Here is a 20,982-nt window from a genome sequence, read left to right on the forward strand (position 1 = left end):
AGTTGACGTTGGAAGTTATTGCTTCTTTGACGGGATGGGAATTTATTTTAGATGCTCTATCTGTAGCATGACTTTAGGAAATTGGTATAATGTGTCGGCGGTGGCAGTGCTGCTGCCCCTAGTTGCAGGAGCGGCGGGCGCTTTAAACCTCGTGCAATCTGAAAGAAGTAGCCTGGTGTCGGGTGCAGCCGTGGGGATGCTGGTTGCCGCTTCGCTGGCACCACCTGCGGGAGTGGTGGGCATGGCGATCGCGATGGGTCGATGGGACATGGCTGTGAACGGCTTGTTCGTGCTGTTGCTGCAACTGGTGGGAATCAATTTGTCAGCTTCTATTGTGTTCCGTATCTACGGTCTGTCTGCGCGTGGAGCGCGTTACGATCGCGGGAAAAAGTCGGTGTTTCCAGCTACCCTTGCCGTCACAATCTTCGCTCTGGCTCTCTTGCTGACTTGGCAGTTTTCTACCTCCCCAGAGCTTCAGCGTAGCAGCCGTTCGCAACGAGCCACTGCTGAGATCCAGAAGGTGGTGAATAGTAGTAATCTCGCAGAACTGGTGGAGGCTGATGTTCGTTTTCCCAGCCCTAATATCAAAGGTCAGAATACGCTGCTCGGTACTGTTTACGTCCAGCGCCAAGCAGGTGTCGCCCAGTCAACGCAACAAATCCGCGATCGCTTAACGAAGGATATTCAAACTCACTTACTCCAACAAGGGTTTAACGTCACACCGTTAGTCGATGTCAGCGTTCTTGAGGTACCAACTATCAAATGAGTCCGCGTCATGCTTCGTAAAAGCCTTTCAAGGCGAATTGTTAACCAATAGTTTAGATAAATGATTGTTAATCGAGCGGCAAAAGAGTTTCTGAGGCGGGGCGTGAAGCCAGATATCTCCAGTGCCGCTGGCAAAATCATCTGTATCCAGGGTTCGCCACAGGAGGCTAAATGAACGCAGAACAGCAACGCTTAGAGGAGAATCGCGAACCGGATGAACCTTGGTATCGCTGGGGTTCTTACTTGAGCGATCGCCAATGGGGTACAGTGCGGGAAGACTATTCACCTGACGGTTCAGCTTGGGATTACTTTCCTCATGACCATGCGCGATCGCGCGCTTACCGTTGGGCTGAAGATGGATTGGGTGGATGGTGCGATCGCCACAGTCAACTCTGCTTTGGTCTAACACTGTGGAATCGTCGCGATCCAATTTTAAAAGAACGCCTGTTTGGACTCACTAACGAACAAGGTAATCACGGTGAGGATGTCAAAGAATATTACTTCTACCTAGACAACACGCCTACCCATTCCTATATGCGCTGGTTGTACAAATATCCTCAACTGGAATTTCCCTACACTCAGCTTGTAGAGGAAAACGCTCATCGCCACAAGGATCGACCAGAATTTGAACTACTGGATACGGGCGTGTTTGACGATAATCGCTACTTTGATGTGGTTGCCGAATACGCTAAAGCCTCTACAGACGATATTTGCATTCGCATCAGCATCACGAATCGGGGGGCGGAAACTGCCAGCATCGACGTGCTACCTAGCCTTTGGTTTCGCAATACCTGGATCTGGACGGGTAATAAACCGCAGTCACAGCTATCGAAAGTTGCTGATGGTGTAATTAAGGCGAACAGTGAGAAATATGGAGATTATTGGTTATTCTGCGATGGAGATCATCAGCTTTTATTTACAGAAAATGAAACTAACAGCCAACGCCTCTACGGAGCTGCTAATGCCTCGCCTTATGTTAAAGACGCTTTCCACGAGTACGTAATTCACAACAAACAAAATGCGGTGAATCCAAATCAGGTTGGTACAAAAGCAGCGGCTTGGTATCAATTGGAAATTGGGGCGGGACAGACCAGTGTAATTCAATTGCGCTTCACCAACCAATATACAGAAACGCCATTTAATGCAGCATTTGCTGATACCTTCAGCCAGCGTCAAACAGAGGCAGACGAATTTTACGAAACGCTCACCCCCGGTCTAGACGAGGATTGCCGCAACGTTCAACGACAAGCGTTTGCCGGACTGCTGTGGAGCAAACAGTTTTACTACTATGATGTCCATACTTGGCTGCATGGAGATTCAGCAGAACCTATCCCACCCAATCAACGCCTTACCGATCGCAATACTCAGTGGTGGATGCTCTACGCCGAAGATGTTATTTCCATGCCCGATAAGTGGGAGTATCCTTGGTTTGCTTCCTGGGATTTGGCGTTCCACTGCATTGCTTTGGCATTAATCGATGGAAACTTTGCTAAGCAGCAATTACTGTTATTAACTGGCGATCGCACCATGCACCCCAACGGTCAATTACCCGCTTACGAGTGGGCGTTTAGCGATGTCAATCCTCCGGTACAAGCATGGGCGACGTGGCGCGTCTACAAAATTGAGGAAAAACGAGTTGGAAAGGGCGATCGCAAATTCTTGGAGCGGATGTTTCACCGCTTAATGCTCTACTTTACCTGGTGGGTAAACCGCAAAGACTTACAAGGGCAAAACTTGTTTCAAGGAGGATTTCTCGGACTGGATAACATTGGGCTATTTGACCGCAGCAAGCCATTACCAACGGGGGGTTATTTAGAACAGGCAGATGGCACGGCATGGATGGGGATGTTTTCATTAAATATGCTGGCGATCGCTCTGGAATTGTCCAGTGAGGACGAAACCTACAGCGATATGACGTTGAAGTTTTTTGAACACTTCCTCTACATTGCTAACGCCATTAATCATGTAGGGCATGAAAAAATTGTCCTCTGGGACAACGAAGACGGCTTTTACTACGATGCCTTGCACTTACCCAACGGAGAGGACGTGCGAATCAAAGTACGGTCAATGGTGGGACTAATACCGCTATTTGCCGTCGATACTATCGAGCCAGATTTGTTAGAAATTGTGCCGGGGTTAAAAGACAAAATTGAGTGGTTTCTCAACAACCGTCCCGAACTGGCACAAAACATTGCTTGTATGACCAGTGAGGGAGAAGGCGATCGCCGCCTGCTTGCCATTACTAGCCCCGAAGCGCTACGCCGTATCCTGCGACCATTGTTGGATGAGGATGAATTTCTCTCACCTTATGGTATCCGCTCGGTTTCCCGCTATCACAGAGAGCATCCCTTTATCTTCGACTGGGACGACACTCGCTATCAAGTAGATTATGAGCCTGCTGAATCTACTTCTAACCAATTTGGCGGTAACTCGAACTGGCGCGGCCCCATCTGGTTTCCAGTTAACTTTCTACTAATTGAATCCTTGCAAAAGTTCTATCACTACTTAGGCGATGACTTTAAAGTGGAGTGTCCCACAGGTTCAGGAGTAATGCTCAATCTCTGGGAGGTTGCGGCTTATTTGGAGCAACGGTCGATCGCTATTTTCTTGCAAAATCAAGATGGGCAGCGTCCGGTTTACGGTGGGATTGCAAAATTTCAGCAAGATCCCCATTGGCGCGATTTGATTCTCTTTTACGAATACTTTCATGGTGATAACGGGGCTGGATTGGGAGCAAGTCACCAAACCGGATGGACAGCACTAATTGCCAAGTTGATTCAGCAGGTGAATGATAAATCGTGATTCCCGACTTTTAAATTCTTCTCTTATGTCAACCAAATTTCGGTTAATTAGACCTCTTGCAAAAATAACTAGGACGGGCTCTCCGGCCCATCCCACAACACACTTTTTTTCTTGTTCTTGTGGGGTAGGCATCCTGCCTGCCCGATAAATTGAGGAGAAGGACTTTTGCAAGAGTTCTATTCTCGCCAGTCCAATATTTAAGGAAATTTATTTTTATGACTCATCCTTCATCCCACGAACAAATAGAATCGCGATCGAGCGATCGCGATCCAACACCCCCGACGATTGACTATTGGCACGTCTGGACTGACCAAGACGGCATCAGCCACCAGTCTCGTTGCCAAATTCAAGACTTCACTCTCAAGAGCATTTCACCACCTGCCTCTCCTCAGTGGCTCGAACAGATGCAGCAAGTTGGTGCTACCGTCGTCTTTACGGTGCAACCTGTTGGCTGGATTGGCACTTGGCATGAAAATCCGAAACCCCAGTGGATAGTTCCGCTATCGGGACGCTGGTTTGTGGAGACGATGGACGGACAACGAGTAGAGATGGGTGTTGGTGAAATTTCGTTTGGAGAAGACCAGAATACGAAAGCGAACGCACACGGACAGAAGGGACACCTTTCTGGCACCGTCGGCGATGCGCCCGCAGTTCTGATGATTGTGCAACTTGAAGAAACGCCGACAATCGGGCAGGCTTGCCGCTTTCGATAATCTCAAAATTTTTATGTTGAATCGCATTCAGGTACAACGGATTCGTGCTATTGGATTAACCGTGAGTGATGCCGATCGCTCTCAGGACTTCTATACGCAAGCACTAGGATTTGAACCCGTTTCAGACATCACGGTTGAAACAGATGATTGCAGCGACTTAGTAGGCGTGGCTGAGGCAACAATTCGCATTGTTACCTTGCAGCTTGGAGATGAACTGATTGAGCTGATTCAGTATCTCAATATTGAGGGAAAACCGATTCCCAAGGATTCGCAAAGTAATGATTTGTGGTTTCAACATTTGGCGATCGCAGTTAGTGATATGGATCGGGCTTATGCTCATTTGCGATCGTTTCCAATTGAACCAATTTCAGTTGAACCGCAGACGATACCAGCCGAGAATAAAGCATCTGCTGGTGTAAAAGCCTTCAAGTTCAAAGACTGCGATCGCCACCCTTTAGAGTTAATTTGGTTTCCTCCTGATAAAGGACAAGAGAAGTGGCATCAGCAGGGCGATCGCTTGTTTCTCGGAATCGACCACAGTGCGATCGGGATTAGTAACACTGAGCAGAGTCTAAAATTTTACCGCGACTTGCTAGGAATGCAGGTTGAGGGTGGCAGTTTCAACCAAGGCGAAACGCAAGCTCGACTTGATAATTTACCACAAGAAGTAGAAGTCCGAATTACAGCACTGCGGCCTACTCAAGGCGGTTTAGGTATTGAATTACTAGACTATCTTGTGCCTCCAAATAGTCGTCCCATACCTAGTGACTGGAAAAGTTATGATATTGCCAATATGCAAATTGAGTTAGTTGTCAACGACATTGATCAGGCTGTGGAGATGTTGCGGCAGAATCGGATTGAGTTTGTGTCGTCGCGGGTTGTGGAGTTTACAGATAGCTCATTTCCTTATTCTCAAGGTTGCTTAATCAAAGACCCTGACAGACATGGTGTATTACTAATTGCGGAATAACCGTTAAACATAATTCCTAACTAGCAAAAGCCGTCAAATACTTTTGTTGTAGTTCAATCTCTGTCGCCCTAAATTCTATGTTTATTAAGTAGTCCAACAATAATAAAAATGTCATTGCGATCCGAGCGTTGCAATCTCAAAATGCAAGCGAATTCCTTCGCTTCAATACGCTTCGTTCACAATGACATGGCTACTTTTATTTATGTCCGATTAATTAAGTACATTATAATCTAAAATTCCATATAGGTCTAAAAATATAAGTACGTTTAGCAAAGTATTTGGCTATTTAGTTAAACTCTCATCCAAAGATTTTTGCAAACGATCGATCGCACAATGCAGACATTTCATTTCATGGGCAATTCGGTCTAGTTGTGTGGAAACAGGAGTTTGTTCTCGAACAGCTTGCCTCGTTGACGTTACAGAACTTGGATTTGTAGCCAACTCTGATATCCTAGTGATATGTAACTGTTCGATATCATTGTGAATTGCTTCGATATAAATATCTAGCCTCGGTAAAGCTAGAGGTTGGTGTCCCTGTTCCAGCGCATTTGCTAAGTTCTCTAAAATTTGGACAATCGCATCGGTAAATCGTTGGAAATCTGCAAATTGGTACTCTCCGCTAAATTTCTGCTGATGTTCTGCTAGGGTTGTGACTGAGCTGAAAAAAGCACGAATGTAAAGTATTAGCATCGCGATCGGTTCTACTTCTCCTTGAACGTGACGGGGTTCGCTGAATAACCTTTGAGCCGCAGCAGCAGCATTTGCATTCTCTAATGCCGCTTGATGACGCAGGTTTCTGATAGTTTCAGTAGAGCACTTTTGTTCTGGGTTGATATAGCTAGCTGCAACCTGTTGAAAGTACGCGAGATTAGATCGAATCGTTGTTGTTAGTTGTGCCGGAAGTTGCGATCTCTCCCAACTGGGGAATAACAAATAGCTGCCGAGTAATGCTAAAATGCCTCCAATTAAGCTATCTACAATGCGTAATACTCCAATCTCCCAGCCGCCTTTACTCGTCATATTCAGTAGCAATATGACTACGGGAGTAAGGAGAGTGATAAAGATGCCGTAGCTTAGCGATCGCACCGACATAGCAGTGACTAAGAGTATCAGAAGACAGACTAATATTGCCACTGGATTATGGATAAGTATGACCAGGCAAATGCCAAAGATGCCCCCTAATGTGGTTCCAATCACCCGTTGCACAGTTGTCTGAGAAGTACCGCCAAAGTTCGGCTTTAGGGCAACTACAGCAGTGAGTGTTACCCAATAGCCTGTGGGTACTTGCAATAGCAAGGCTACTAATTGGGCAGTTGTTACTATTAGCGCCAGCCGCAAAGCGTGACGAAAAATAACAGAATTAAACGTGAGATTATTCCGCAACGTTTCCATGATTGAAGAACGCTTTGGCTGTATCGGGGGATAAATGTTTAACTGGGCGATACTGCGTCTTTCTCCCCGTTGTAAATCTGTGGCAATTTCCGCATCGGTATGAATTTTTTCTGCTAGCGCTTTCAGAATAGCTACAATCTTGCCAATACTTACTAAGTCAGCATAGTCATCTGCGTGAGCCAAACTCGCCTGATTCAGGACTTGAGAGTGTATGACTTGCCATTGGTATTCTAGTGCCTCGATCGCCCGATCTAGATCTCCCAAGCGAACAAGGTTCTTTTCTTTGGCGAGGGATTCTGACAACATTTGCAAAGCCGTTGCCGATGCTTCTAGCACTTGCTGAATTTCTCTGTGTAACTGCTGGAATAAGGGACGAGTGGATGCGATCGCTAACAGTTCCACCAGTGCTACAACAGAATTGGTAATTTGGTTGACATCCTCAATTAAGACGAGTAACTGATTGCCCCGCAAGTCAGCAGTTTCTCGGCCCGTCCACACAGCACCCCAAACAATCCGGGCAGAGGTCAAATCCTGTATTACGCTGTCTTGACCTTGTAAGAATTGCTCTCCCCACTTCTGACGCTCCTCCAGAGTTAATGGTATCTCGCCTGCCATTCGCAAAAATTTGCTCAATGTGGCATAACAACTGCTGGCTGCCTCGATCGCTGGTGTATAAGGGCGTAGCACCCACAATCCTAGAGATAACACCATCGCCCAGACACCTCCAGCTAGGCACAGCGCGCATTGAAGAAAAACAGTAGATAAATCTGGGAACGAAGCGAATTTTGCTAGCGAGACGATAAACATAGTTGATGTAACCAGGCTAACCGTCGCGGCGCTCGTACCAAACAGACCAGCTAAGCCAGCGATGAACATCACTAAGAACGTGGCTGGAATAGCTAGCCACAGGGTACTACTAACCAGATTCGCCATTAGCAAGGCGACAGTAACGCCAATGGTTGCTGCGAGCATGACAGTTGCTTTTTGGCGATAGGCTCCACCCGTATCGACCATCCCAACAAACATGGCTCCCATCACCGCGATCGTACTTGCAGCAGGATGACCTGTAATGAATCCAACTGCAATGGGTCCGCTCACTGCCAAAAGGGTACGCAAGCCGTAGAGGATGTCAGGTTTACCGGGCTTGAGCTGAAACTGCTGCAACAGCCAGTTGAGAGATTGTCGATCGCCAGATGGCATTACTAGGCTACCTCTTTAAATTTAATTAACTGGTTTCCGCTTAATCCTGATACAAGTTATGAGAAAAAAAAAGTTTTTTAACATATTCTTTAGCAATGATTAGTTTAAAAAGCTTGACCTAAAATCCATCTGCAAGGTAAGCCTTGGTTCACCGTCCAAAAATCAGAGCGTCGAGCGAATACGCACCTGGGCCTAAAACCGCGATCGCAATCAGCATGACACAATACATAAACGCTTTTTCCCAGCTTGGCGGTTCGCCTTTCCCTAAAGGTCCCTGATACTGTTCTTCAGGAATTAAATATGGATCGCGAGCCACAAAAGGCAACCCTTGTGCAATTTCTAAAACCATTGCAAACACCATCGATACGAGAATTGGTAGACTCGCTAATAGAGTAAGAAATCCCAGAATTAGGCAAACTCCACCGCCCAACATCGATGCTGCTGATAGAAAGCAAAGAAAGATCGGCATTTTTAGAGAATCCGCCCACTGTTGAAGATGCGTTATTTTAGGATAGCCGTGCAGGAGGAACAATATACCGACACTAACTCTTAATAGTAAAAGCAACGCGCCTTGAAGTCCGGCGGGGAAAACAGTATTAAGCGAACTGAATAGGTTTAGACCTAGCTCTGGTAGATTAGATGAAATGTTAGTAGCTAATAGAAAACTAAGCGCAAAACCAATAACAAATTTGTAAATCATCTTTGCACCCCACGAGTATTAAGGTCGATCGCGTATAAAGATGTGCCTGCCGTAATAAACAGGCGATCGCGCTTCACTCCACCAAAGGTGAGGTTAGCACAAGTCTCCGGCACCAGAATTTTTCCTAAGCGATTGCCATCGGGCGCATATACCTGCACGCTATCCTGAGAGCTAGTAAAGATATTGCCGTACTCGTCCACGCGCAACCCGTCGGGTTGACCCGGATCGATGACTGCAAATACGCTACCGTTGGTTACGCGCCTACCGTTTACGACCTCGTACACGCGGATATGATGGGGCCCATCTGGAATGTTGAAAGCAGCGGTATCAGATACGTATAGCAGGTTTTCGTCCGGACTGAAAGCGAGTCCATTGGGACGCATTATATCTGTTACGATCGCATCGATCTCACCCGTTCCTGGGTCAAAGCGGTACACGAAACATCCCGGTTGTTCCTGTTCGCCCCCATATCCTTGGTTTGGCTCAGTAATACCGTAGGGTGGGTCAGTGAACCAGATTTTGCCGTCACTTTTCACTACCAGGTCGTTCGGGCTGTTGAGGCGCTTACCTTGGTAACGGTCTACTAAAACCTTCCACTGACCATCGCGATCGCGTCTGATAATAGCACGTAAACCCGACGAACACGCAACCAGACGACCCTCCAAGTCGCGGTAATTACCGCTTTGATAGTCGGACGGGTCGCGCAGGACGCTCACTCCATCACTAGCACTCCAGCGCAACAGGCGGTTGCCGTGAGCATCGCTCCACACAAGGCTGTCGTCTTCGTGGAAGTAAACGGGGCCTTCGCTATGGACGGCATCGGTGGCAAGCTTTTGGAGCGAGGCATCTTGGTGTACAAGCGCTCGGAGGCGATCGTCATAAATTTCGATGGTTTCAGGCATGGTATTTCTTGCCAGTTAACGCACATTGAGCTGCGATCGTTACAGCTTTAATTTCAGGGTAATTGTCGTTTAATTAGTGTCAATTACACCTCAAACCACAGCTATAGATTAGCGAACTATTTTTGAATAAATAGTATCGATAAAATCGGAATATTTCGTTAGGTAGATATAAAGAATAAGCCATCAGATAGATGACTTTTTTGACTTTAAAGTCATAATGTGGAGCAAACAATCTATCCTAAGAGATATTATCTCATTCCTAATCAATCGCTCACAGCAATTTCAACAACAGCTTGAGAAACCTTACGTCCTATTCGCATCCGAATTGATGCACAGCCTGTGTTGGATGAAGCTAAACTACTCCAAAAACTTAATAAATAAAGCCAGAATAACTTCAGAAAAAATTGCCATGAAAACGACAACAAATCACTATGATGTCATCATCATCGGGACAGGAGCAAGTGGAGGTACGCTGGCTCACCGCTTGGCACTCACAGGTAAAAAGATTTTAGTGCTGGAGCGAGGTGATTTTCTGCCTCGTGAAAAAGACAACTGGAGCGCTAAGGAAGTTTACCAAAAGGAACGCTATCACACTGACGAAGACTGGTACGACAAAGACGGTAAGGCGTTTCGTCCGCAGACTGGCTACTGGGTGGGTGGAAATACCAAACTTTATGGGGCAGCGTTGCTACGACTGCGAGAGCGAGATTTTGAGCAAGTAATCCACAAGGGCGGTATTTCCCCAGAGTGGGAACTAAAGTATGAGGATTTTGAGCCTTATTACACTCAGGCAGAAAAGCTATACGACGTGCATGGAGAGCGAGGTAAAGACCCTACAGAACCGCCTTGCAGCGAATCCTATCCATATCCTGCGGTGAGTCATGAGCCGGATATGCAGGCGCTTGCCGATTGCATCCACAAGCTGGGCTACTACCCGTTTCATCTGCCATTGGGACTGAAGCTGAACGAGAGCGATCGCACTAAAAGTCCCTGCATTCGCTGCGATACCTTTGACGGCTATCCCTGTCTGGTGGGTGCAAAAGCCGATGCCGATGTCAATGCGATTCGTCCCACCCGCGAGGCGTACTCTAACTTAACGCTGATAACAAATGCCAAAGTCCTCCAACTGCACACTAGCGCGTCTGGGCGAGAAGTGACTGCCGTTGAAACTGATGTTAATGGCGAGTTGTATCAGTTTTCTGCTGATATTGTCGTAGTGGCTTGCGGGGCGATCAACTCGGCTGCCTTGCTGCTGCGATCGGCTAATGACAAGCATCCTAATGGACTGGCGAACAGTTCCGATCGGGTGGGGCGCAATTTTATGAAGCATCAGGCGATCGCACTATTATCAATCCATCTTGAACCCAACCGAGCCAACTTTCAAAAGACGATCGCCGTTAACGACTTTTACTGGGGTGAACCGGATTTTCCCTACCCTATGGGCATGGTGCAAAATAGCGGAAATGTGCTGCCAGATATGATTCCGGCGGAAGCGCCCCCACTTTTAGCACCCTACGTGAAATTGATTCCAGGCTTTGAACTCCACCTGATGGCTGAACGATCCGTGGGGTGGTGGTTGCAAACCGAGGATTTGCCCCACCCTAACAATCGCGTGCGTGTTGTCGGTGACAAGTTACACCTGGATTACACCCTGAATAATACTGAAGCTGCCGATCGCCTAGTTCATCGCTGGACATCGGTACTAAAGTCGATCGAGCGAAATGCCATGCACGTCATCCCGTTTAGCCTCTATCCCCGCAATAACATTCCTTTGCAAGCTGTGGGCCATCAATGCGGCACCTGCTGCTTTGGTAGCGACCCCAAGACCTCAGTATTAGACCTCAACTGTCGCACCCACGATGTCGATAATCTTTATGTCGTCGATGGTAGCTTTTTCCCCTCCAATTCTGGAGTCAACCCGACACTGACGATTATGGCGAATGCTTTGCGTGTTGGCGACGCCATTGCAGAACGTTTGATGGTAGTCCTGCATAGCAAGGAAAATCCAGGGTTTTAATTGATAGATAAACTGGCGTTATACTCATGAATAAAATACCAAATAGCCCCAATATGATTGGAGGTTTTTTTGGATAATGAAAGAGTTTCTCTCGCCAATCTAGATATTCTTTGTCTCATCGTATTATTAAATCTTTCTATATAGTTTGTCAGACCAGTCTCCTTTCCTACTGCCTTGTGTCTTTTTTGAGGAAAAACTGTGACCTAGGAAAGGACAAAAGTCTGTATAGCTTACGGCACATTGACTCTGGAACAGGTCGCACAAGAATCCCATAATCCTTGAGCGCCAGCTCGATCTCTTTTGCCAATATACACTCCTACAATTTATTTAGTTGAGGCATCAATTGCTAACCAAATCCACTGCTTGTTTCCCTTGTCTCCTACAAATGACTACATTTCATCACATTGAATAGTTAGCTTTCCATTTTTTTTGACTTCACTTCTACTTGTCTTTTAAGGGCTACCAACTTTTTGTTAACATAGTATTGTAGCCACCTTTTTCAAACCCCCGTCGCCCTCACAATTCCAGCCAGAGATCTTTTTTATAATAATAAAAGTTTATCTATCAACTTTCTTGTTTCTTCCGAAATCGATTGATGTCTGGGAGCCATCACAAATTGTCTGGCACAATCTCGACACCTAAAACTTTTTTTACCATTGTGAGTGTGACCATTTTTTACAATATATTGAGAATCACATCGAGGACATTTCATAAACGAAAATTTAAGGCAGATTGAATAAGTAAATTATAACAGATATTCCTGACTATGCAGGACTACCCCGACAATACTGATGATTTCTGATACTCCAACACCGACGGTCGCGCGCGACCGTCGGTGCTGGCTTTAGTGGTTCTCTAGTAGCGACTCACCTGTTAAAAACAGCTAACCGCCCCTTGCTAATCAAGCCGATTGAGCGCGATCGCGATCTTGGCAAGGGAGTTGCCCATAGCACCACCAACAGTCCAGTTCGTCTTTTAACCCTTGATCTTGAGTGTGCCTTGCTGTAAGATAAAATTCAGCTATACTACGGTAAATCGAGCGATTTATAGTATAAACTGCGTAAGTCCTAATTAAACGAGACATTTAGCAAGGAGTTCAGGAGACGAATCATGAGCAAGTGGTTTGCCATTGCCAGACGTAGGTTACTGCTATTTTTTATTTCAGGGCTGTTTCTAGCGCTATTAGTCAATGCCTGTAATTCTTCCTCTCCTGGAACTAACACTACAGCAGCATCCCCAGGCTCATCTCCTACGGCAGTTCCTACGGTAGTACGTTTAGATTATGCCTACTACAATCCTGTCAGTCTCGTGCTGAAAGAGAAAGGCTGGCTGGAAGAAGACTTAGCCAAAACCAATATCAAAGTGGAATGGGTGCTCAGTCAAGGTAGTAACAAGGCATTAGAGTTTCTCAATGGCAGCAGCATTGACTTTGGCTCGACTTCTGGTGCTTCCGCACTGATTGCAAAAGCCAATGGCAATCCCATCAAATCTATTTACGTTTACTCGAAGCCCGAATGGACAGCATTAGTAACTACGGCAAATTCTTCCATTCAAAAAGTCGCCGATCTAAAAGGCAAGAAAGTTGCAGCAACGCGCGGAACAGATCCGTTTATTTTCTTGTTGCGTGCCTTGGATCAAGTCGGTTTGACTACCAAAGATGTGGAAATTGTGCCTTTGCCCCACGCTGACGGTAAAGCTGCCCTTGAGAAAGGCGATGTCGATGCCTGGGCTGGTCTCGATCCATTTATGGCACAGACAGAAGTAGAAAAAGGCTCGAAACTTTTCTTTCGCGATCCCAAACTAATTAGTCAAGGCTTTTTGAATGTCCGCGAGGCATTTGCCAAACAATATCCTGAACAAGTTAGTCAAGTGCTAACCGCCTATGAGAAGGCACGGAAATGGGCGATCGCAAATCCTAGTGAACTCAAGCAAGTGGTGATTAAAGCATCGAAGCTGACAGAAGCGGTAGCAACTAAACAATTAGAGGAGCGAACCGATATATCAAACTCATCGATTGGTGACGAACAAAAAGCCGTTATTAGTGCTGCTGGGGATGTCTTGAAAAAAAGCGGCGTTATCGAGGATTCCGTTGAGGTCATTACAGTAGTTAACAATCTAATCGATCCGCAGTATGTGGCAAAGGTTGCCAAATCCTAAGTAAAAAACATCTGCTGTGGATATACACCAACTCACCAACGCATATCGGAAAATTAAAAGTTATATCATGTCCGGTCGATTACCCCGATTCCTGTAGGGGCGGGTTCACTAATAATATTTGCCAAAAACGGACAATCTCCAAAACCCGCCCCGGCAATTGTATTATGGGCGATCGATCGGACATGATATTAAAAGTTAAAAATAAAATTCATCATTATTTTTAATTTTGCATTTTTGATTTTTAATTACGCTCCAAAGCTATCTATGCAGAACAGCAAACACTAAGTTATGGAACAAAGAGTTGCGATCGCAATACCAAGGGCGCAAACAGGTAATATCTGGCAATTCCTCAGTCGTCTGGGCAGAGCAAAAGGCTTGCTATTGCCAGTCTTTCTCTTAATATTGTGGGAGAGTCTCTCTAGGTTTGGCTTGGTTGCTCCTAACTTGTTACCTGCTCCCTCAAGTATTCTCACAACAGTTTGGCAACTCGGTGCAGCAGGGGAACTATGGCAGCACATCGGCATTACACTCTATCGGGTTTTTGTTGGCTTCTTGATTGGTACATTTTTGGCCACTATTCTAGGAGGATTAACAGGCTATTCTTGCCTAATTCACGATTTACTCGACCCACTTTTGCAGTCACTCCGTAACATTCCTTCCCTCGCATGGGTGCCACTATTCATCCTCTGGATGGGAATTCATGAGCCTTCTAAAATTGCTCTGATCGCCGTTGGGGTGTTCTTCCCCGTTTACTTAAATCTGATGAGCGGCATTCATAATGTCGATCGCAAATTGGTGGAGGTTGGCAAAATCTATAGACTTAATGATTGGCAGCTTATCAGTCGTGTGTTCTTGCCCGCGACATTGCCTGCCTACATAGTCGGTTTGCGAAGTGGCTTGGGTTTGGGCTGGATGTTTGTCGTGGCGGCTGAATTGATGGGAGCCAGTCAGGGCTTAGGCTTCTTATTGATCGATGGGCAAGCGACTGGACGACCCGCCATCACCCTCGCCAGCATTCTCTTGTTTGCAATTTTCGGAAAAGTGACTGACTCAATTATTGGCTTTGCATCACATTGGCTACTCCATTGGCAGGATGTTTACGCTTCCAACCATTAGTTCAAAGTATTAGTTTAAAGCATTCATTCAAAGTGCCAAGGAGGAAACATATATGCTACTTATCGAAGGAATACATAAACGATTTCAAAATGGTTTTGTCGGGTTAGAGTCTATTGATTTAACTGTTAATCGCAGCGAGATTGTTAGTTTAATCGGTACGAGTGGTTGCGGCAAAAGTACACTTTTACGAATCGTTGCTGGATTAGATCTGCCAACTTATGGAGATGTGCAAATTGACGATATTCGCATTGACAAACCTCATCCAGAAATTGGTGTAATATTTCAAGAACCTCGGCTGATGCCTTGGTTAACCGTCTGGGAAAATGTGCAGTTTGGTTTGCATCATTTACCGAAGGATGAACGCAAGGCACGGGCAAGTGATGCTTTAGTTAAGGTTGGATTACAAGATTTTGCTCGTTTGCTGCCGCGCCAACTATCAGGAGGAATGGCTCAACGGGTGGCGATCGCGCGTGCCCTTGTTACTAATCCTTCTATTTTATTGCTAGATGAACCCTTTAGTGCTCTCGATTCCTTTACTAGAATGCAATTACAGGATCGTCTGTTAGAAATTTGGCAATCCGATCGTCAGACCATTATTCTTGTGACCCATGATGTTGAAGAAGCACTGATTTTAAGCGATCGCGCGATCGTTATGCGTGGCAACCCTGGACGCATCCATCTTGAGCTAGATATCGATCTTCCCCGTCCCCGCAGGCGTACCGATCGCGATTTGCAATATTGGAAAGAAAAATTATTGAGTACCTTGGATTTATCCAATACGCAAACAGTTCCCTTAGAGGTTTAAATCCCAGGCTGAGATCGCAATTAATATCTACTCAAGAAGGACGTTGAATTGGTAAATTTCATAAATTAAAGATGCAACAATTTCTATAATTATAATGAATAAAATTGTTGCCAAAGCCTATCATTATCAACGCAGATATCTCAAAACATCAATCCTAACTTAGCAAAACTTGACTTCAATCATGACTACTAAACTATTCCAAAGCTACGATTCCACTCTCTTTCAAGGAGCCATTTCTTATTACCTACAATATCGACCGCGCTACCCAAATGCTCTTTACGATTTAATCTCACAGGAATTTCAATTAGATGGGCAAGGCAAGCTTCTCGATCTCGGCTGTGGGATTGGCTTGGTAGCGATCGCCTTACACGATCGATTTCAATCTGTTTTGGGTATCGATCCCGATACAGAAATGCTCGAAGTTGCCAAGCAAGAAGCTAAACTGGCTCATGCTTCAAATATCACTTGGGTAAGGGATTTAGCAGAAAATATTTCCCCGGCAATTGGTACATTTTCCCTTGTCACCATTGGTCGTGCTTTTCATTGGATGGATCAAGAATTGGTGCTACAGCGTAGCTACGATCTGCTCGATCGCACCAGTAACGCTAATAGGGGGATAGCGATTATTCAAACTGAAAAAGATATTTGGTCAAATGACTCTGTTTGGGCACAAAATGTGCTAGCGACGATCAAACGGTGGCTAGGAGAAGAGCGGCGTGTGGGATCGAGTAGCGTTCCTTTGCTTTACAAGTCTGATTTAGAAGTTTTGGATCGCTCGCCATTCGTTCGGATTAAGCGCCATAAGATTGACTTTCAAAAACACTGGACGATTGATAATTTTATTGGTTATCTCTACTCCACCGCTTACTGCCGTCGTGATTACTTTAATGGCGATACTTCTGTATTTGAGGCGGAAATTAAAGCAGCAATTCTCAGTGCCGAACCTTCAGGTCAGTTTGTTGAAGATGTACCTATTTCTGTGTACTTTGGTTTTAAGGACTGACAACCTATAGGAATCCTAAATCATTTGTACCTCATTACTTCCCTCAATTTTGTATCATCAATATGAAAATATCCCTTGCAGACTCGAAAAGCACAACACAACAAGACAGCAAGCAAGATTATGTAGCGATCGCGAAATCGCTGGCTCAAGAATTTGCTGCTACTGCCATAGAACGAGATCGTGTTGGCGGTACGCCAAAGTATGAACGCGATCGCATTCGCTCTAGCGGTTTGCTCGGTTTGATTATCCCTAAAGAATATGGCGGTATTGGCGAAACATGGATTGCTGCACTCCAAATTTCCCGCGAGTTGGCAAAGACTGATAGTTCTCTAGCCCATGTTTACTCCTATCACCATTTAGGGGTTGTTATCCCGCATCTTTTTGGCACGGAGGAGCGCAAGGCGCAGTTCTACACAGATACGGTGACAAACAATTGGTTTTGGTGCAATGCTCTCAATCCCCTCGATCGCCGTGCGACTTTAACTCCTGATGGTACAGGCTTTTTACTCAACGGTACAAAAAGCTTTTGCTCTGGTTCTAAAGATTCTGATATCTTACCCATCACTGCGGTTCGTCAAGATACTTCCGAACTCACAATTATTGTAATTCCCACTCAAAGAGAGGGAATACAAATTCATGACGATTGGGATAATATGGGGCAACGTCAAACCGATAGCGGTAGTATTAGTTTCGACCAAGTGCGCGTTTATGACTCGGAAGTGTTTGGCGATCGCACCCGTGCCGATATTCCTTTCCGTACTTTACGAGCTTGTTTGACGCAAATAAATCTTGCCCATATTTATCTGGGTATTGCGGAAGGAGCATTTGCTGCTGCCAAAGACTATACTTGCACCCAAGGACGACCCTGGTTGACTTCCAATGCTCCTAGTGTGACGCAAGATCCCTACATTCTGAAACACTACGGAGAAATGTGGGTCGATCTGCAAGCGGTTAGCAGTTTGACGGATCGAGCCGCCGCCATTCTGCAAACAGCTTGGGAAAAAGGCATAGATTTAACAACAGAAGAACGTGGAAAATGCGCGATCGCGATCGCAACGGCAAAGGTTGCTGCCACCAAAATAGGTTTAGATGTGACAACTCGCATTTTTGAAGTGATGGGGGCGCGTGCTACTACCAGTAAATATGGTTTCGATCGCTACTGGCGCAATCTGAGAACGTTTACGCTGCATGATTCTGTTGACTACAAAATTCACGATCTGGGTAACTGGGTACTCAACGATCAGCTCCCCAATCCCAGCTTTTATACGTAGAAATCATCATTCAAAAAGATGTTTTATATTCAATTTTTCTCCAGAAACTTGGTTGATGGAGGGAGAGCATCCCGAATTTGTACAGTATTTACGCAACTGCACAATTAGTAAGGTGCATCAGACGCTCAAACCCTAACGATCTCGTTCAATGGCTGCATCTGACGCACCCTACAAAATCTGGAGGTTCCTGATGGACTGAAGTGCTGTCACCATGAGCGATCGCACTCCAAAATCTTAACCCCCGAAAGTAAACAACTATTAACTCCGGTAAATTTATCGGGATATGATGGTATACTGCCATAAAGTTACTCTAAATCCCTTCCTTATTGATATTTATGTGGATTAAGTTCTCAGAAACCAAGCCTTTAGGCATTTTGACTTACTACCGCCAAAATTTCCTTTCTCCGAGAGCTCGCAGTCTTTCCCTGCTGTTTGCAACCGGAATCAGCTTGAGTTTGGGAGTAGCGGCTTGTGCTTCCAGCGCTAGCACAACGGACACAGCCACTAAACCCACCACCCCGACCAACAGTACCGCACCTACAAAAAGCGTTACTGTTAACATCGGCTTCCAAAAATCGGCTACCGTTCTCAACGCTCTTAAAACCAAAGGCGACTTAGAAAAAGCCTTAGCAGCCTCCAAATCTTCTGTAAAATTTGTAGAATTTCCGGCTGGGCCACCATTATTAGAAGGAATGAATGCAGGCAGTATTGACTTCGGCTACACAGGAGAAGCGCCGCCAGTTTTTGCCCAAGCTGCCGGAACACCATTAGTTTATGTTGCTTACGAAACATCCAATCCTCAGTCTGAAGGTATTGTGGTTCCCAAGGATTCACCCATACAAACTGTTGCCGATCTGAAAGGCAAAAAAGTTGCTTTTGCCAAAGGATCTAACACCAATTACTTAATAGTTAAAGCTTTAGAAGCGGCTGGACTTCAATACAGCGACATCACTCCAGTTTTTCTCAAACCAGCAGAGGCCCGTGCCGCTTTTGAAGGCGGAAAAGTCGATGCTTGGGCGGTCTGGGACCCGTATTTAGCATCAGCCGAAAAAACCGCAGGCGGACGACTAATCAAAGATGCCACAGGAATTGCTGCTAATCGAGGTTACTATCTGGCTCGTAAGGCTTTTGTTGACGAACATCCTGAGATTTTAAAACTGATTTTAGATGAGGTAAAAAAGGTAGATCGATGGGCGGCGGGCAATCCAGTAGAAGTTGCTAAATTTTTGGAGACGCAATTAGGAATAGAAGCCTCCGTCTTAGAAGTGTCAGAAAAGCGACGTAAGTATGGCGTTTCTCCCCTGACGGATGAAGAGATATCAGGACAGCAGGAAATTGCTGATACTTTCCATAAATTGGAGCTTATTCCTAAGCCAGTTCAGGTTAAAGAAATCGTTTTGAAAAATAGTAAGTAAAGTCATTAGCAAGAGGAAATCAAGATGAATACTCAATTCATAAAAACCGATGTGCTGGTAATTGGTGGCGGTACGGCTGGCACTATGGCTGGGATTAAAGCTAAACAGGCAAATCCTGACAGCGAAGTGCTAATTTTAGAGAAGGCAAATATTCGCAGAAGTGGTGCGATCGCAATGGGAATGGATGGCGTGAATACTGCTGTCATTCCCGGCCATTCCACACCAGAACAATACGTCCGCGAAATTACCCTTGCTAATGACGGTATCCTCAACCAAAAAGCTGTTTATCAAACCGGAAAATTAGGCTATGAAGTCATCCAAGAGTTAGAAACTTGGGGAGTAAAATTTCAGAAAGATGCTCAGGGAAACTATGACTTAAAACAAGTTCACCGTGTCGGAAAATATGTGTTACCAATGCCCGAAGGTAAAGACCTTAAACAAATTTTAACTCGACAGGTGAAACGCCACAAAGTGAAAGTTACCAATCGAGTCATGGCAACTCGCGTCTTAGTACAAAAAGGACGCGCTACCGGTGCTGTTGGCTTTGACGTGCGAAATGGCGATTTTGTAGTAATTCAAGCGAAAGCTGTCATTCTTTCTACAGGTGCTTGCGGCCGTTTAGGACTACCCGATTCTGGCTACCTTTATGGAACCTATGAAAATCCGACTAATGCCGGAGATGGCTATTCAATGGCTTACCATGCAGGCGCAGAACTTAGTAACATTGAATGCTTTCAAGTCAACCCGTTAATTAAAGATTATAACGGCCCTGCTTGCGCTTATGTTGCCGGCCCCTTTGGTGCTCATACTGCTAATGCCGAAGGTCATCGCTTCATTAATTGCGATTATTGGAGCGGTCAAATGATGCTGGAAATCTGGAAGGAATTAAACTCTGGTAAAGGCCCGATTCAATTAAAAATGACTCATCTCGATGAGGATACTATTGCTGAAATCGAGTCAATTCTTTGGTCAAATGAGCGGCCGAGCCGAGGGAGATTTCACGAAGGGAGAGGCGAAAATTATCGATCTCACGGCGTTGAAATGCACATTTCAGAAATAGGGCTATGCAGCGGCCACAGCGCCTCTGGTGTTTGGGTGAATGAAAAGGCAGAAACAACTGTACCGGGACTCTATGCAGCGGGAGATATGGCCAGCGTTCCTCATAATTATATGATCGGCGCGTTTGTGTTTGGTAGGTTAGCAGGAACTAATGCCATTGATTACATCCAAGATGTAGATTATGTCGAGCCAGATGCTGAATTTCTAGAAGCAGAGAAAGCGCGGATTTATGCACCTTTAAATCTGCCGAATGGAATTCCTCACACGCAAGTAGAATATAAATTACGACGCTTGGTGAATGATTATTTACAGCCGCCCAAAGTAGGGAATAAACTTGAAATTGGGCTGAATAATTTTGTCCGCTATCACGAAACCTTAGAGGAAATGGGCGCTCGAGATGCCCATGAGTTAATGCGCTGTATGGAAGTTCACTTTATTCGAGACTGTGCGGAGATGGCGGCGAGAGCTTCTTTGTATCGCCGCGAGACTCGTTGGGGGCTTTATCATTATCGATTAGATTACCCTGACAAGAATGATGAAGAGTGGTTTTGTCATGTTAATTTGAAAAAAGAGGAGTCGGGAGAAATGAAATTGTTTAAGCGTCCAGTTGAACCTTATATTGTGGAGGTTGATTTGCATAAAGAGGATTATGATGTTGTAGCTCGTTAAGTTTTTATCGCGAGCGAATGTATTTT

At 45.4% G+C, this 20,982-nt stretch carries 16 protein-coding genes and 1 pseudogene; 13 read left to right on the top strand and 4 right to left on the bottom strand.

The annotated features are described in order from the left end of the window. The 4 genes from E5S67_RS20215 to E5S67_RS20230 form a co-directional block, all read left to right on the top strand. The coding region (locus E5S67_RS20215) for a DUF389 domain-containing protein (RefSeq protein ID WP_246276887.1) at positions 1 to 766 on the top strand (766 nt) is incomplete at its 5' end. A 170-nt stretch (positions 767 to 936) separates the two neighbouring features. After that, entirely contained in the window at positions 937 to 3,567 is a 2,631-nt protein-coding gene (locus tag E5S67_RS20220) for an MGH1-like glycoside hydrolase domain-containing protein (RefSeq protein ID WP_172190197.1), read from the top strand. Positions 3,568 to 3,782: 215 nt separating this feature from the next. Then, entirely contained in the window at positions 3,783 to 4,280 is a 498-nt protein-coding gene (locus tag E5S67_RS20225; protein ID WP_172190198.1) for a cupin domain-containing protein, read from the top strand. Positions 4,281 to 4,293: 13 nt separating this feature from the next. Then, positions 4,294 to 5,250: a VOC family protein gene (locus tag E5S67_RS20230; RefSeq protein WP_172190199.1), complete on the top strand. Its 957-nt coding sequence runs from the start codon at positions 4,294 to 4,296 to the stop codon at positions 5,248 to 5,250. A gap of 282 nt (positions 5,251 to 5,532) precedes the next feature. Here the strand turns inward: E5S67_RS20230 and E5S67_RS20235 are convergent, their stop codons facing one another. The 3 genes from E5S67_RS20235 to E5S67_RS20245 form a co-directional block, all read right to left on the bottom strand. Beyond that, positions 5,533 to 7,842 carry an FUSC family protein gene (locus E5S67_RS20235; RefSeq protein ID WP_172190200.1) on the bottom strand — a complete coding sequence of 770 codons (2,310 nt, stop codon included), beginning with the start codon at positions 7,840 to 7,842 and terminating at the stop codon, positions 5,533 to 5,535. A 148-nt stretch (positions 7,843 to 7,990) separates the two neighbouring features. Then, complete coding sequence (locus tag E5S67_RS20240) at positions 7,991 to 8,542, bottom strand: DoxX family protein (protein ID WP_172190201.1); 552 nt, start codon at positions 8,540 to 8,542, stop codon at positions 7,991 to 7,993. Further along, positions 8,539 to 9,444 (bottom strand): SMP-30/gluconolactonase/LRE family protein, encoded by a 906-nt coding sequence (locus E5S67_RS20245; RefSeq protein WP_172190202.1) that lies wholly within the window; start codon positions 9,442 to 9,444, stop codon positions 8,539 to 8,541. The genes E5S67_RS20240 and E5S67_RS20245 overlap by 4 nt, the downstream gene beginning before the upstream one ends. Positions 9,445 to 9,853: 409 nt before the next feature. Between E5S67_RS20245 and E5S67_RS20250 the strand changes: the two genes are divergently transcribed. Continuing rightward, complete coding sequence (locus E5S67_RS20250) at positions 9,854 to 11,461, top strand: GMC family oxidoreductase (RefSeq protein ID WP_172190203.1); 1,608 nt, start codon at positions 9,854 to 9,856, stop codon at positions 11,459 to 11,461. Here E5S67_RS20250 and E5S67_RS20255 read toward each other — a convergent pair. After that, positions 11,458 to 12,173: pseudogene (locus tag E5S67_RS20255) on the bottom strand (IS1 family transposase). The gene E5S67_RS20250 and the pseudogene E5S67_RS20255 overlap by 4 nt on opposite strands. Positions 12,174 to 12,262: 89 nt before the next feature. Here E5S67_RS20255 and E5S67_RS20260 point away from each other — a divergent pair. From E5S67_RS20260 to E5S67_RS20295, 8 genes are all read left to right on the top strand, one after another. Beyond that, on the top strand, positions 12,263 to 12,469 hold the full coding sequence (locus tag E5S67_RS20260; RefSeq protein WP_339382937.1) for an FAD/NAD(P)-binding protein: 207 nt from the start codon (positions 12,263 to 12,265) through the stop codon (positions 12,467 to 12,469). A 102-nt stretch (positions 12,470 to 12,571) separates the two neighbouring features. Continuing rightward, positions 12,572 to 13,618, top strand: coding sequence for an aliphatic sulfonate ABC transporter substrate-binding protein (locus tag E5S67_RS20265; RefSeq protein ID WP_172190204.1), 1,047 nt, complete (start codon positions 12,572 to 12,574; stop codon positions 13,616 to 13,618). A gap of 288 nt (positions 13,619 to 13,906) precedes the next feature. Beyond that, complete coding sequence (locus E5S67_RS20270) at positions 13,907 to 14,734, top strand: ABC transporter permease (protein ID WP_172190205.1); 828 nt, start codon at positions 13,907 to 13,909, stop codon at positions 14,732 to 14,734. Positions 14,735 to 14,786: 52 nt separating this feature from the next. Then, complete coding sequence (locus E5S67_RS20275) at positions 14,787 to 15,539, top strand: ABC transporter ATP-binding protein (protein WP_172190206.1); 753 nt, start codon at positions 14,787 to 14,789, stop codon at positions 15,537 to 15,539. Positions 15,540 to 15,720: 181 nt separating this feature from the next. Further along, on the top strand, positions 15,721 to 16,542 hold the full coding sequence (locus E5S67_RS20280; protein WP_172190207.1) for a class I SAM-dependent methyltransferase: 822 nt from the start codon (positions 15,721 to 15,723) through the stop codon (positions 16,540 to 16,542). Positions 16,543 to 16,604: 62 nt separating this feature from the next. Then, complete coding sequence (locus tag E5S67_RS20285) at positions 16,605 to 17,813, top strand: acyl-CoA dehydrogenase family protein (RefSeq protein WP_172190208.1); 1,209 nt, start codon at positions 16,605 to 16,607, stop codon at positions 17,811 to 17,813. A 335-nt stretch (positions 17,814 to 18,148) separates the two neighbouring features. Continuing rightward, complete coding sequence (locus E5S67_RS20290; RefSeq protein ID WP_172190209.1) at positions 18,149 to 19,228, top strand: sulfonate ABC transporter substrate-binding protein; 1,080 nt, start codon at positions 18,149 to 18,151, stop codon at positions 19,226 to 19,228. Between the two features lie 24 nt (positions 19,229 to 19,252). Further along, entirely contained in the window at positions 19,253 to 20,956 is a 1,704-nt protein-coding gene (locus tag E5S67_RS20295) for a fumarate reductase/succinate dehydrogenase flavoprotein subunit (protein ID WP_172190210.1), read from the top strand. Positions 20,957 to 20,982: the final 26 nt, after the last annotated feature.

The organism is Microcoleus asticus IPMA8 (genome assembly GCF_013179805.1).
Lineage (GTDB): Bacteria > Cyanobacteriota > Cyanobacteriia > Cyanobacteriales > Microcoleaceae > Microcoleus > Microcoleus asticus.

What these genes read in the sequence shown, in the direction of transcription:
- E5S67_RS20285 (WP_172190208.1), top strand. Translation starts at nt 16,605, where the DNA reads ATGAAAATATCCCTTGCAGACTCGAAAAGCACAACACAACAAGACAGC.
- E5S67_RS20295 (WP_172190210.1), top strand. Translation starts at nt 19,253, where the DNA reads ATGAATACTCAATTCATAAAAACCGATGTGCTGGTAATTGGTGGCGGT.
- E5S67_RS20280 (WP_172190207.1), top strand. Translation starts at nt 15,721, where the DNA reads ATGACTACTAAACTATTCCAAAGCTACGATTCCACTCTCTTTCAAGGA.
- E5S67_RS20250 (WP_172190203.1), top strand. Translation starts at nt 9,854, where the DNA reads ATGAAAACGACAACAAATCACTATGATGTCATCATCATCGGGACAGGA.
- E5S67_RS20235 (WP_172190200.1), bottom strand. Translation starts at nt 7,842, where the DNA reads ATGCCATCTGGCGATCGACAATCTCTCAACTGGCTGTTGCAGCAGTTT.
- E5S67_RS20275 (WP_172190206.1), top strand. Translation starts at nt 14,787, where the DNA reads ATGCTACTTATCGAAGGAATACATAAACGATTTCAAAATGGTTTTGTC.
- E5S67_RS20230 (WP_172190199.1), top strand. Translation starts at nt 4,294, where the DNA reads ATGTTGAATCGCATTCAGGTACAACGGATTCGTGCTATTGGATTAACC.
- E5S67_RS20225 (WP_172190198.1), top strand. Translation starts at nt 3,783, where the DNA reads ATGACTCATCCTTCATCCCACGAACAAATAGAATCGCGATCGAGCGAT.
- E5S67_RS20270 (WP_172190205.1), top strand. Translation starts at nt 13,907, where the DNA reads ATGGAACAAAGAGTTGCGATCGCAATACCAAGGGCGCAAACAGGTAAT.
- E5S67_RS20245 (WP_172190202.1), bottom strand. Translation starts at nt 9,444, where the DNA reads ATGCCTGAAACCATCGAAATTTATGACGATCGCCTCCGAGCGCTTGTA.
- E5S67_RS20240 (WP_172190201.1), bottom strand. Translation starts at nt 8,542, where the DNA reads ATGATTTACAAATTTGTTATTGGTTTTGCGCTTAGTTTTCTATTAGCT.
- E5S67_RS20220 (WP_172190197.1), top strand. Translation starts at nt 937, where the DNA reads ATGAACGCAGAACAGCAACGCTTAGAGGAGAATCGCGAACCGGATGAA.
- E5S67_RS20265 (WP_172190204.1), top strand. Translation starts at nt 12,572, where the DNA reads ATGAGCAAGTGGTTTGCCATTGCCAGACGTAGGTTACTGCTATTTTTT.
- E5S67_RS20290 (WP_172190209.1), top strand. Translation starts at nt 18,149, where the DNA reads ATGTGGATTAAGTTCTCAGAAACCAAGCCTTTAGGCATTTTGACTTAC.